This is a genomic window from Terriglobia bacterium (assembly GCA_035712365.1).
GTDB lineage: Bacteria > Acidobacteriota > Terriglobia > UBA7540 > UBA7540 > SCRD01.
In genome coordinates this window covers 157,560-170,748 of the sequence record DASTAW010000048.1, presented here as the reverse complement: position 1 = coordinate 170,748, position 13,189 = coordinate 157,560, and the positions used below count along the sequence as shown (strand labels likewise).

Genomic DNA, 13,189 nt, shown 5'->3' with positions numbered 1-13,189 from the left:
GCTGTGTCTTTTCACGGAAGCACGGGCGAGGACGCCCGTGCCACGAACCAAACCGAGTCATTACCCGGCACTCGATTTTCTTGACATTGCATTCATATATCAGATAAGTTGCTGAACTTTGGCGGGGTTGGGCATATGGAGAGGGGCAGACCCACCCATTCTAATGATTAAAATCTTTCCGAACCCAAAGCAGACCTGGAGGGCACTGTTGGTCGTGGCGTGCTGCTGCCTGCCCATGCTGCTGGCGGGCCAGGAACGGCAAGCGCCGCGAAGGCGCCGGGGAATTTGGAATGAATATCCGGCCGCGCAGGTGGAACGCGGGAAAATCCAGTTCCAAAAGACCTGCGCCTTCTGCCACGGCCCTGACGCCAATGGTGGGGCGACAGGCCCCAATCTGATGCGCAGCGCGGTGGTGCGCCACGACAACAAGGGCGACCAGATCGGTCCGGTGATTCGCAACGGATTTCCTGATAAGGGCATGCCGGCTTTCCAGCTTCCAAGCGACCAGATCATGGATGTCGTGGCGTTCCTCCGCTTCCGACTGAATGAGTCTGACCGCCGCTCGGCCGCGCAGGCCGGCGCAGGCTACTCACTTGCCAAGCTGCTGGTGGGCAACGCGGAGGCCGGGAAAGAGTTCTTCAACGGCGCAGGCAAGTGTTCCAGTTGCCACTCGCCTACCGGCGACTTGAAAGGCATTGCGAGCAGGTATCCACCGGTGGATTTGCAGGCGGCGATGCTTTACCCGAGCCGAGGACCACATCCCACGGCTACGGTGACGGATGAATCGGGGAAACAATACACCGGCGAGATTCGCCTGCTCTCACAATATGACATTGCGATTGTTGACGGCGCGGGCTGGTACCGTTCCTGGCCGCTCGATTCCGTCAAGGTCAAGATTGACGACCCGCTGGCGGCGCACCGGCAGTTGCTTTCCGTGATGACGGACACCGATATGCACAACCTGTTCGCCTACCTGGAGACCCTGAAGTGAGGAAGCTGATCGCCATTCTGATGCTGCTCTGGGCGCCGTCGATTTTCGCCCAGGGGCTCGACCCGAGCGCGCTGCTGAAGCCTCCCACAGACACCTGGCCCACCTATAACGGCGATTACACCGGCCGGCGATACAGCCCGCTGTCGCAGATTAATCAAAGTAACGTGAATTCGCTGACGGTGGCTTGGGCGTTCCAGACGCACCAACAGGCGATGAAATCGACGCCGCTCGAAGTGGACGGAATTGCTTACTTCACCGTCCCGAACCATGTGTGGGCCGTGGACGCGCGCACCGGCCGGCAGATCTGGCATTTCCAGCGCGAGTCGGAAGGAAACTTTATCGCCAATCGCGGCGTGGCGATGTTCAGGGACAGATTGTTTTTCGGCACGCCCGACGCGCACCTGATCTGCCTCGACGCGCGCACCGGGAAGAAGCTCTGGGACGTTGTGGTTGCTGACACGGCGTTCGGATATTACATCAGCATGGCGCCGCTGGTGGTTCGCGATCATTTGATCGTGGGCATCTCCGGCGACCAGACAGACGTGAAGGCGTTTCTCGATTGCCGGAGTCCGGAGGATGGCCATTTGATCTGGCGGTGGTGGGCCACGCCCAAGCCCGGAGAGCCGGGCGCCGATACCTGGCCGAACGCCGACATCATGGCCCACGGCGGCGGAACAACCTGGATGACGGGCAGCTACGATCCTGAGCTGAACCTGATCTACTGGGGAACAGGGAATCCACACCCGGTCATGGCCGGCCAGGTGCGCCCTGGCGCCAATCTCTATACCTGCTCGATTGTGGCCATCAACCCGGACACCGGCAAAATGGCGTGGTACTTCCAGGCTTCGCCGCACGACACTCAGGACCGCGACGCCAACGAAACGCCGATTATTTTTGACGCGAATTTCCAGGGAAAGCCGCGCAAGCTGCTGGCCCAGGCCAGCCGCAACGGGTACTTTTTTCTGCTCGATCGCGCCACCGGCAAAGATCTTCTCAGCGTGCCTTACGGCCCCCAGAACTGGTCGGAAGGCCTCAACAAGCGCGGAGAGCCGATTCCGAATCTGAAAAAGCAGCCGCAAGACTCAGGAACGTTTCTGGACAGTATGGGAACGAACTGGTGGGCTCCCAGTTTTGATCCGGATACCGGCCTCTTTTACGTGAACGCCTATCGCGGGCTTTTCGTCGCCTACCTGACCCGGGAGGGAAAGGCCAACGAGTCCGACCACCAGGGCGCGGTGGTCAGCCGGCTCTGGTCGCACGCCCAACTGCTGGCGATTGACTATAAGACAGGAAAGATGGCATGGCACAGGGAGGCTCCCGCCGTAACGGGATTCGGCGAGAACGGTTCGGGAATTCTGACCACTGCCGGCCGCCTGCTGATCACTGGCGACATTTCCGGCGACATTGTTGCGCTGGATCCCGCCACCGGCAAATCCCTGTGGCACACCTATGGCGGCGACGACCTGACTGGCTGCCCCATGACCTACGAACTGAACGGCCGGCAATACCTCCTGACCGCCGTAGGCAGCGTGCTCTACGCGTGGACGCTGCCGCCATCGAGCCAGTCCGCGCAATAAGAGAAACTTCTCGCGATAGAGTGGCTGCGCACAGATTCCCAGTGGGGGCGCGCTCCTCGGATGCCGCGGCGGACACAAATGGTTCGTCAGCAGCCGCCTTTCCTGATAAAATAAAGAGTTTTTACGACACCCCAAATGACTGAGAATAGGATCAACAACCCGTTTGGGTCGCGTGCGCAACTGGAAATTGGAGGTGGCCGCGCCACTATTTTCCGCCTCGAGGCGCTTGAGAAGGCAGGCCTCGGCAGCATTTCAAGGCTGCCGTTTTCCATCAAAGCGCTGCTGGAAGCCGTGCTGCGCAACTGCGACGGCAACCTGATCAAGGAAAGCGACGTAGCGGCATTGGCTGCATGGAATGCCAGGTCGCCGGCCCCACATGAGGTGCCTTTCAAGCCCGCGCGCGTGGTTCTGCAGGATTTCACTGGCGTTCCGGCGGTGGTGGATTTGGCGGCGTTGCGCTCGGCCATGCAGCGGCTGGGCGGCGATCCGGCGAAAATCAATCCGCTGGTGCCCGTCGACCTGGTGATCGACCACTCGGTGCAGGTGGACGTTTTCGGAATTCCCAGAGCGCTCGAGATGAACGCAGAAATCGAATTCAAGCGCAATCGCGAGCGCTACGAGTTTCTGCGCTGGGGTCAGCAGGCCTTTGCAAATTTCCGCGTGGTCCCTCCAGCCACGGGCATTGTGCACCAGGTGAATCTGGAGTTCCTGGCAAAAGTGGTGCTGGCCGGAAAACAGGGCGGCGAAACGGTCCTTTATCCTGACACGCTGGTTGGGACCGATTCGCATACAACCATGATCAACGGCCTCGGCGTTCTGGGCTGGGGCGTGGGAGGCATTGAAGCCGAGGCGGCCATGCTGGGCCAGCCTGTTTACTTTCTCACGCCGCAGGTGATCGGCTTCAAGCTGAAGGGCGCGCTGAAGGAAGGCGTGACGGCCACAGACCTGGTGCTGACCGTCACCCAGATGCTGCGGGCAAAAGGCGTGGTGGACAAGTTTGTGGAGTTCTTCGGCGACGGCCTTGCGCAAATGGCGCTGCCGGACCGCGCAACCATCGGCAACATGTCGCCGGAATATGGCGCGACCATGGGATTTTTCCCGGTGGATGCAGAAACGCTGCGCTATCTCCGCCAGACGGGCCGCGCGGACGATGAAGTGGAACGCGTGGAACGTTACGCGAAGGAGCAGGGAATCTTTCGCACCGCCGATACGCCCGACCCCGAATTCAGTGACACCCTGGAGTTGCAGCTCGAGACGGTTGAGCCCAGCCTGGCCGGGCCCAAGCGCCCGCAGGACCGCGTGGCGCTTTCAAACATGAAACTTGCCTTCGAAAAGGCGCTGACCGCTCCAACCAAAGAGCGCGGGCTGGGCCTCGCGCCAGAACAGGTTGGCCGCACGGCAACGATCGGTTTTAACGGCTCGAGCGCAAAGATCGGCCACGGCGCGGTGGTGATTGCCGCCATCACCTCGTGCACGAACACTTCGAATCCTTCCGTGATGCTGGCCGCCGGCCTGCTGGCCAAGAAAGCGGTTGAGCGCGGTCTGAGCGTTCCGCCCTACGTGAAGACCAGCCTCGCGCCGGGCTCGAAGGTGGTGACCGAATACCTGAAAGCCGCCGGGGTGCTGGAACCGCTCGAGAAGATCCGCTTTGACCTTGTGGGTTACGGCTGCACCACGTGCATTGGCAACAGCGGCCCGCTGCCGCCCGAAGTAGCGCGGGCGGTGAAAGAAAACGATCTCGTGGCGGCCGCGGTGCTTTCGGGAAACCGCAACTTTGAAGGACGCATTCACCCGCAGGTCCGCGCCAACTATCTGGCCTCTCCGCCGCTTGTGGTGGCTTATGCGCTGGCGGGAACGGTGGATATCGACCTGCCCAACGAGCCGCTCGGCAACGATCGCGCGGGCAAGCCCGTTTATCTGCGCGAAATCTGGCCGACGCGCGAAGAAATCATTGATGCCATGGACCGGGGGATCCGGCCGGAGATGTTCCGCGAGGTTTACGAAAATGTCTGGAATGGCAATTCCACCTGGAACAATATCCCGGTGGCCGGTGGAGCGCTTTATCCCTGGAGTGAAAAATCGACTTACATTCAGGAACCACCGTTTTTCACAGACTTGACGGCGAAGGTCCCGCCCGTTGCGGACATCCGCGGGGCGCGCGTGCTGGCGCTGCTGGGCGATTCGATCACCACGGACCACATTTCACCCGCCGGAGACATTCCGGAAGACGGCCCGGCAGGCCGCTACCTGATTGAGCAGGGCGTCATCAAAAAGGATTTCAACTCTTTCGGGTCGCGGCGCGGTAATGACCGCGTGATGGTCCGGGGAACGTTCGCCAACATCCGGCTGCGCAACCAGCTCGTGGCAGGCAAGGAAGGCGGCTACACACTGCATTTACCGGAGCGCGAGCAGATGTCGATTTTTGACGCCGCGATCCGCTACCAGCAGGAGGGAGTCCCGCTGCTGGTGCTGGCCGGCAAGGAATACGGGTCCGGCTCATCGCGAGACTGGGCCGCCAAAGGCACGCTGCTGCTAGGCGTGAAGGCCCTGCTTGCAGAAAGTTATGAACGCATCCATCGCGGAAACCTGGTGGGCATGGGCGTTCTTCCCCTGCAATTCCTGCCGGGCCAGAATGCAGCTTCACTCGGGTTGACTGGGGAAGAGGTCTTTGACATCACCGGGCTTGGGGAACACATCCAGCCCCGCGCGGAAATCAGCGTGACTGCTGTGGCTCCGGACGGCAGGCCGAACAGTTTTAAGGCGATCGCACGCCTGGATTCAGAGGTCGAAGTCACCTACTACCGTAACGGCGGCATCCTGCCAGCCGTCCTTCGGAATTTTCTGCGGGATGCCTGATCGAGGCCGGCGGGCCTTCGCTCAGTTCGATTCCACCCGCAGGACGCGGTGAAAATCAAGATTTGAGCAATGAACGCCCTGGGCGGACTGCTCCCTCGTCCAGTTGCTCCAGGCAGGCATTTGGTGTTTGTCGAAAACTTGCTGAGAGGAATTTTTGGGTATGAAATCGTTTAACGGAGTTCCCGTCCCCGAAAACGGCAGGGCAATCACCTCTGCAGATGGCAGGCTGCTGGTTCCTGACAATCCCGTTATTCCCTACATTGAAGGCGACGGCACCGGCCGCGACATCTGGAAAGCTACCGCGCGGGTCTCGGATGCTGCGGTGGAAAAGTGTTATGGCGGCAAACGCCGCGTGGCCTGGTTTGAGGTTTTCGCAGGCGAGAAGGCCTTCCGGCAATTTGGCGAGTGGCTGCCCCAGGGGACCCTGGACGCCATCAAGGAATTTCACATCGCCATCAAGGGTCCGCTGACCACTCCGGTGGGGGGCGGCATTCGCAGCCTCAATGTGGCGCTGCGCCAGTTGCTGAATCTTTACGCCTGTTGGCGGCCGGTGAAATACATTCCAGGCGTGCCCTCGCCCGTGCGGCGCCCGACCAATATGAACGTGATTATCTTTCGTGAAAACACGGAAGACGTCTATGCGGGCATCGAATGGCGGGAAGGCACGGAGCAGGCCCGGCGCGCCATCGAATTTGTCAATACGCTGCTGCGCGAAGACAAGAACAACAAGCAGATCCGGGCGGATTCGGGCATCGGTATCAAACCCATTTCCATTCTGGGGACCAAGCGGCTGGTCCGGCGGGGCATTCAGTATGCGCTGGACCACGGACTCAACCGCGTCACCCTGGTACACAAAGGCAACATCATGAAGTTCACCGAGGGCGCCTTCCGCGACTGGGGTTATCAACTGGCGCGGGAGGAATTCCGCGATCGCATTGTGACCGAGCGCGAAAGCTGGATGATCGGCAACAAGGACAGCGATCCCGGCCTTTCGATTGAAGAGAACGCCGCGATGGTGGAGCCCGGGCTTGAAATGGCTCCGGACGCCTTCAGGCAGCAAATCTGCAAGGAGGTGAAGGACTGCCTGGACTCCATTTACCCGACGCACGGCAACGGCAAATGGAAGAAGATGGTCCTGATAAACGACCGCATCGCCGACTCGATCTTCCAGCAGATCCTCACCCGCGCCGATGAGTATCAGGTGCTTTGCACGCCCAATCTGAATGGCGATTATCTCTCCGATGCCTGCGCGGCGCAGATTGGCGGATTGGGGCTGGCGCCAGGCGCGAACATCGGCGACGGCTACGGAGTTTTCGAAGCCACGCACGGCACCGCGCCGAAATACGCCGACAAGGATGTGATCAATCCGGCGGCGCTGGTCCGCTCAGCGGTGCTGATGTTTGAATTTATTGGCTGGCCGGAAGCCGGGGAGATGATCGAGCGGGCGCTTGCCGAAACCATCGCGCAGCATCGCGTGACTTATGACCTGGAACGCCTGCTGAAGATGGAAGGCATTTCCGGAGTCACAAAACTCGGGACCGCCGCCTTCGCCGACGCCATCATCGAAAACATGGCGCCAGTGAGGGCCGGGGCTGTGTAGCAGACGGCTTGCAACGGAGACCCGTAATGCCAACCCTTCGCCTGTCGTCCTGATCCCACGAAGCGGGAGAAGGATCTGTCTTTGCTCCTGCGTAGAAGCAGATTCCTCGGGCCGGAAGAGCACCGGCCATCGGAATGACGGCGTATGGTGGCCACGACTTTCGAACTTACCAACGGAGGCTGAAGATGCGCAAAAAGATCACCGTAGTGGGCGCGGGAAATGTTGGCGCCACGTGTGCCCATCGCCTGGCCGACAAGCAGCTTGGCGACGTTGTGCTGATCGACATTCTGGAAGGAGTGCCGCAAGGCAAGGCGCTGGACCTGCTGGAAGCGGGGCCTATTGAAGGTTACGACGTTCGCGTCAAGGGCACGAATGATTTTGCCGACACCGCAAATTCGGACGTGGTGGTGATGACGGCCGGTTTTCCGCGCAAGCCCGGCATGAGCCGCGACGATCTGCTGAAAGCCAACTATGACGTGGTGAAGGGCACCATCGAAAAAGTTGCTAGGACGTCGCCTGAGGCCTTCCTGATCATCGTGACCAATCCGCTGGACGCCATGGCGCAAACGGCGCTGAAGGTGAGCGGCTTTTCAAGGAACCGCGTGATTGGAATGGCGGGCGTGCTCGACACCGCGCGCTACCGGACATTCATCGCCGAGGCCTTGAACGTTTCGGTGCAGAACGTCCAGGGATTTGTGCTGGGCGGCCACGGCGACACGATGGTTCCGGTGCCGCGTTACACCACCGTGGCGGGTATTCCGGTCGGTGAGCTGATGCCGAAGGACAAACTCGACGCCATCATCGACCGCACGCGGAAGGGCGGAGCGGAAATCGTGAACTATCTGAAAACCGGCAGCGCCTTCTACGCGCCCTCCGCCGCGGCGGTGGAAATGGTGGAGGCCATCTTCTACGACCGCAAGAAGATTCTGCCCTGCGCCGCTTACCTGGAAGGCGAGTACGGAATCAAGGGCTTGTTTGTCGGAGTTCCCGTCAAGCTTGGAAAGAATGGCATCGAGGAGATCATCCAGATCAAACTGACTGCAGAAGAACAGGCTGCGCTGCAAAAATCCGCAGACGCCGTGAAAGAACTCGTGGAAGTGATCGGAGTCTGAAGAAGTATGAAGTGTGAAGGATGAAGGGTGAAAAAAGCCGCCGTGGCAGGCCACTAATCGCCGGTGGCTCCGGGGTTTTTGCTTCGCTTCGACTTCACGATGATGGTCGTAATGATTGCAATCAATTCGTCCGTTTCCTGAATTAGCGGATCGAGGCTGCTCCTGGGTACAAGACCGGATTCGGCCATTAATTCAAGCCAGTAAAGATTTTCTCTCGCTTCCTTTTGAGCCACTCCTTACTTGTGAATGAAATCGGCACGACTCTCGCCGGAAATCGCTTCCTGCAAGTTTGCGCCAATTGAAGTTGCCGCCCGCGCATACTGCTTCGCCAACTGCCAGCAAGCGTCATCTTTTTGTTCGCCCAGATAACGATAGAGCTTCAGTGCGCGGAGGGCATATTGGAAGGACCGTCTCCTTATGTCGGCTGGCCGGTCATCTGGTTTGCTTTCATACTTCATCCTTCATTCACCATCGTTAAGTCGAAGCGAAGCAAAAACCCCGGAGCCACAGGCAAATGGCGGCTCCTCGCGGCAGTTTTTTCATCCTTCACACTTCTTCATCCATCCTTCACACTTCATCCTTCATTTCACCTCTTCAATTCGAATCTGTTTGATGACCACAGGCTCGACGGGTTTGTCGCGGCGGTCGCGCGTGACCATGGAAATCTTGGTGGCGACGTGCTGGCCCTCGACCACCTGGCCGAAAATCGTGTGATGGTTGTTCAACCACGGCGTAGGCGCCACGGTGATGAAGAACTGGCTGCCGTTGGTGCCGGGGCCCGCGTTGGCCATGGCCAACCGGCCTACTCCGTCAAAACGAAGTTCTTTTGTAAACTCGTCCTCAAACTGGTATCCGGGGCCGCCGGTTCCGGTGCTGAGCGGACAGCCACCCTGAATCATGAAATTGGGCATCACGCGATGGAAAATGAGTCCATCGTAGAACGGGCGCTTGGCCGTCTTGCCGGTCTGTGGATCGCTGAATTCTTTGGTTCCCTGCGCCAGGCCCACAAAGTTTTCCACCGTTTTTGGCGCGTGTTCCGGGTAGAGCCGGCAGGTCATGGTTCCGGCAGATGTTTCGATAATGGCATGAAGCCCGGGCTGCAATTTTTCCATTGGTTCTCCTGTTCCTGTTGCTCAAGGATGTTTTTCGGAAAATGGGCGGCTGCAGGCGACACCTGAATCGCTCCGGCAGGGGGCGGAACTCAAGAAAATCAAGGCGCCGATTGCAGTATGGTTGCTGACTTGATGTGGTCAAGCTTGGGAAATTGCGCGGCGAGATAGGCTTCGCCCTGGCTCTGGAGCAGTTGCTGGTCGGGACCGCTCCCCATGGGAGCGCCTTCGCCATATCCGCTGTAGAAGCTCTGGGCGACGTTCATTCCGTCGGTGACGGCCCCAAAGGCCGAAAAGCCCTGGGCGTCCAGGCCCTTATTGTCCGCCAGGTTGATAAACACCTGCGTTGTGCGCGTACCAGGCCCGGCCGTGGCAAAGGTGACGGTGCCCGGCGCGTTGCTCTGCTTGACGGGATCGTCCTGAATGTTGGCATCGTGCCATACCGCGGAAATGTTCGGGTCAGCACTAATGCCAAACTGGACGATGAAACTGGGGATCACGCGGAAAAAACTTGCGTTGTTGTAGTAGCCGTTCTTCACCAGGTTATAAAAGCGGTCTGCGCCAATGGGCGCCCAGTCTCGCGTTACCTTAATCACAAAGCTACCTTTTGTGGTGTCAAACTTTGCCCAGTAGAGGGCCGGCGCCTGCGCGTTTAGCGACGACGGATTGCTGAGGGAGGGTTGGCCGGCGTTACTGGCGGTTTGTTCCTTTTTGGCGGACTCGCACGCCGCCAGCAAAAGCAGCGCCGGGATGAGCCCTGCCCAAAGTATCCGATTGAGGTGACTGCCATTTCTCATTGCGAACTTCCTCCCGCCTGCATTTCCCGGGACACTTGGGCCACTTCCCGCATGACTCGCAGGACGTTTCCGCCCAGGATCTTTTCCAAGTCCTTCTCACTGTAACCGCGGCGGGCCAGCTCCGCCACCAGGTTGGGAAGCTGGGAAACGTCTTCCATACCGCGTGGGATGGCATCGACGCCGTCAAAGTCCGAACCAAGACCAACGTGGTCGATGCCGCCCACTTTGACAGCGTGGTCAATGTGGTCAGCAATCTCTTGGTAGCTCGGCTTGGGAAGGTGAGCCTGCATTTTCCTGCGAATGACATTCTCCTCCGCATACGTCAATCTCTTGCCCTGCAGCGCGCGCTGCTTCCTGGCGGCGTCCACGGCGGCGTCAACCTGCTTGGAGATCTTGTCCTGCGCCGCGTGGAAACCGGAATCAACGAAACCGGAGTAGTAATTAATGTCGATCACGCCGCCATTTTTGGCCAGAGCTCGGATCATGTCGTCAGTCATGTCGCGCGGCGCATCGCACAGAGCGCGGCAGGAGGAGTGCGAAGCAATCACTGGCGCCTTGCTCGCCGCCACTGCGTCGTAAAAGGTCTTGTCCGAGACGTGCGAAATATCCACCATCATGCCCAGGCGGTTCATGCGTTCAACCACGCTGCGGCCGAAAGGCGTGAGTCCGTTATGCCGGGGCTTGTCTCCGGAAGAGTCCGCCCAATCCGTGTTCCTGGTGTGAGTCAACGTCATGTAACGGACACCCAGGCGGTAGAAATTGTCCAGGACCCTCAGATCATTGATGATGATGTGCCCGCCCTCCAGCCCCATCAGGATGGCAATCTTGTGCTCGCGGTGGAGGCGAACCACATCCGCGGCGCTGCGCGCAAGGCCAAGCGTATCCGAGTGCCGCGCCACTTGCTCGTACACGACGTCGATGAGATCGAGAGCGCGGTGAACCAGATCTTGTGAGGGCCAATCCACGGGAACCCAAATGGAGAAAAATTCCGCGCCCAGGTGGCCCTTGCGCATCTTGGGGATGCTGATCATGTAGGGGCTTGCCGGACTGGCAAGATCGTAGCCCTCGTCCAGCATCATTTGAGGAGTGTCGGCATGAGTATCGATGATGATCGCGTGCCGAAGCGCCTGCTCCGTAACTTGCCGCGCCTCCGCCGCCGAACGCTGCGCCGCCGGCAAGCAGGCCGCCGCCACCAATATCGCAAGATGAGCAAGGAAAAGTTTTTTCATAGGGCAGCGTCGCGGGCTACCCATCGATTATCCGAACCGTCGCGCGCTTTTGTCAAATAGAGTTGAAGGATTTCTGGGAAGCCCGCAAGCTTTTCAGTCGTAGTACTCAAGGCCGAGGTGCGTGATCAACTCCTCGCCTCGCAGATATCGTAAAGTATTCTTGAGCTTAATGAGCTGGATGAACAGGTCGTGCTCGGGATAGAGGTTGGGAGCGCACATGGGACTCTTGAAATAGAAGGAGAGCCACTCCTGGATTCCCTTTCGCGCCATTTCAGGGCAGCGCTGGGCAAGGTCCATAAACAGGATGAGGTCAAGAACGATGGGGGCGGCCAGAATCGAATCGCGGCAAAGGAAGTTGATTTTGATCTGCATGGGATAGCCCATCCAACCGAAGATGTCGAGATTGTCCCATCCCTCCTTGTTGTCGCCGCTCGGCGGATAGTAGTTGATTCGCACTTTGTGATAGAAGTCCTTGTAGAGTTGCGGATAGACCTCAGGCTGGAGGATGTATTCCAGTACGGAAAGCTTGCTCTCTTCCTTGGTCCGGAATGACATGGGATCGTCGAGCACTTCTCCGTCCCGGTTGCCGAGGATATTGGTTGAAAACCAGCCGCTCAATCCCAGCATTCGCGCTTTGAGTCCCGGGGCGAGGATGGTCTTCATCAGCGTCTGCCCGGTCTTAAAGTCTTTCCCGCAGATGGGGACCCTATTCTCAAGCGCCAGTTGCTGGAGCGCGGGGATGTCAGTGGTAAGGTTGGGAGCGCCGTTGGCGAAGGGAATGCCAAGCTTCAGCGCCGCGTAAGCGTAAACCATACTGGGCGCGATGCCAGGATCGGAGGACCGCAGGCCTTTTTCAAATGAAGCGATAGATTGGTGTACCGGTCCCGGCTTCATGAAGATTTCCGTTGACCCGCACCAGATGATCACCATGCGGCTTGCCCCGCTCTTCTCGCGGAACTGCTGGATATCGTCCATCAACTGCTTGGCGAGGTCCATTTTGCTCTTGCCTCGCTTGACGTTCGGCCCATTCAGCTTCTTCACGTATTTGCGGTTGAATACTGCCGGGAGAGGACGAATCTCTTCCAGGAAATCCTTCACTTCGCTGAGATGCTCTGTCCTGAGCACACCGGCTTTCAGAGCAGCCTGGTGGGAGTTATCGGGGAAAATATCCCAGCCTGAGAAAACAAGGTCGTGAAGTTCTGCCAGGGGAACAAAATCTTTAATCAGCGGGACGCGTCGGTCCGTCCGCTTTCCCAGGCGAATGGCGCCCATCTGGGTCAGCGAGCCGATGGGCGGCGCGAGGCCCCGGCGGACCGCCTCCACTCCCGCAAAGAAAGTGGTTGCTACGGCGCCCATTCCGCAGGTCATAACGCCTAACTTGCCCTGAGGCTTCGAGATCTGGATATTTTTCTTTGCCAATTGTCGTCCTTTCATTTGTTCGCTGAAAATTGCTAAAGGGAAGTTGCCATATTGTGCTAAACGTGCGAAAATTGCAATCCCTCTCGGAACTTGCAGATAAGGTGAATTCTGTTTTTCCGGGTTTCAAATAACACACTGCCCGCATGAAGTACGCGGAACGACTTTGAGGCGTGCTGGCCGATAAGATTGGTTCAGAGAGCTTTCTGGAAGGCGCGGGATGCTTTGCGGCCGCGGCGGGCGCAACCAGGGTGCTGAAAGCTCAGAGGCCGAATTGGACGATTGTTTTGTTGAGGATGTACCGAGGGGAGATTGATGGTAAGCTGTCGAAAGCGGCTTAGCCCCTTTTTTTTGCATCTAAGGTCACAGGGTTGCTCTGGGCTCGCTGAGCGAAGGCGAACAGTGGAAGATAAGTTTTTACTTGCAATGTTAAGAAAGTCTTGGTATTTGGAGAACTGCTCCCGAACGATGGGGTCTGACCGGCCGAGTGACTGGGCGGAGT

The 13,189-nt window shown here is 58.7% G+C and carries 9 protein-coding genes and 1 pseudogene; 5 read left to right on the top strand and 5 right to left on the bottom strand.

Annotation, left to right across the window (positions count from 1 at the left end):
• Positions 1 to 163 precede the first annotated feature (163 nt).
• The 5 genes from VFQ24_14835 (at position 164) to mdh (ending at position 8,136) form a co-directional block, all read left to right on the top strand.
• Entirely contained in the window at positions 164 to 991 is an 828-nt protein-coding gene (locus tag VFQ24_14835) for a c-type cytochrome (GenBank protein ID HET9179630.1), read from the top strand.
• Positions 988 to 2,568, top strand: coding sequence for an acido-empty-quinoprotein group A (locus VFQ24_14830; protein ID HET9179629.1), 1,581 nt, complete (start codon positions 988 to 990; stop codon positions 2,566 to 2,568). Before VFQ24_14835 ends, VFQ24_14830 begins: the two co-directional genes overlap by 4 nt.
• Before the next feature lie 135 nt (positions 2,569 to 2,703).
• Positions 2,704 to 5,424 (top strand): aconitate hydratase AcnA, encoded by a 2,721-nt coding sequence (acnA, locus tag VFQ24_14825; GenBank protein ID HET9179628.1) that lies wholly within the window; start codon positions 2,704 to 2,706, stop codon positions 5,422 to 5,424.
• 160 nt (positions 5,425 to 5,584) lie between these two features.
• On the top strand, positions 5,585 to 7,024 hold the full coding sequence (locus tag VFQ24_14820; GenBank protein ID HET9179627.1) for an NADP-dependent isocitrate dehydrogenase: 1,440 nt from the start codon (positions 5,585 to 5,587) through the stop codon (positions 7,022 to 7,024).
• A 185-nt stretch (positions 7,025 to 7,209) separates the two neighbouring features.
• On the top strand, positions 7,210 to 8,136 hold the full coding sequence (gene mdh / locus VFQ24_14815; protein ID HET9179626.1) for a malate dehydrogenase: 927 nt from the start codon (positions 7,210 to 7,212) through the stop codon (positions 8,134 to 8,136).
• A gap of 53 nt (positions 8,137 to 8,189) precedes the next feature.
• On the opposite strand, the pseudogene VFQ24_14810 reads toward mdh, so the two are convergent.
• The 5 genes and pseudogenes from VFQ24_14810 to VFQ24_14790 all read right to left on the bottom strand — a co-directional run bounded on the left by VFQ24_14810 (position 8,190) and on the right by VFQ24_14790 (position 12,705).
• A pseudogene (locus VFQ24_14810) lies at positions 8,190 to 8,594 on the bottom strand (four helix bundle protein).
• 123 nt (positions 8,595 to 8,717) lie between these two features.
• Complete coding sequence (locus VFQ24_14805; protein HET9179625.1) at positions 8,718 to 9,248, bottom strand: peptidylprolyl isomerase; 531 nt, start codon at positions 9,246 to 9,248, stop codon at positions 8,718 to 8,720.
• A gap of 98 nt (positions 9,249 to 9,346) precedes the next feature.
• Positions 9,347 to 10,042: a peptidylprolyl isomerase gene (locus VFQ24_14800; GenBank protein ID HET9179624.1), complete on the bottom strand. Its 696-nt coding sequence runs from the start codon at positions 10,040 to 10,042 to the stop codon at positions 9,347 to 9,349.
• Positions 10,039 to 11,271: a dipeptidase gene (locus tag VFQ24_14795; GenBank protein ID HET9179623.1), complete on the bottom strand. Its 1,233-nt coding sequence runs from the start codon at positions 11,269 to 11,271 to the stop codon at positions 10,039 to 10,041. Before VFQ24_14795 ends, VFQ24_14800 begins: the two co-directional genes overlap by 4 nt.
• A gap of 93 nt (positions 11,272 to 11,364) precedes the next feature.
• The gene (locus VFQ24_14790; protein HET9179622.1) at positions 11,365 to 12,705 is read right to left on the bottom strand and encodes an inositol-3-phosphate synthase; all 1,341 of its coding nucleotides are present in this window, start codon (positions 12,703 to 12,705) and stop codon (positions 11,365 to 11,367) included.
• Between the last annotated feature and the right edge of the window lie 484 nt (positions 12,706 to 13,189).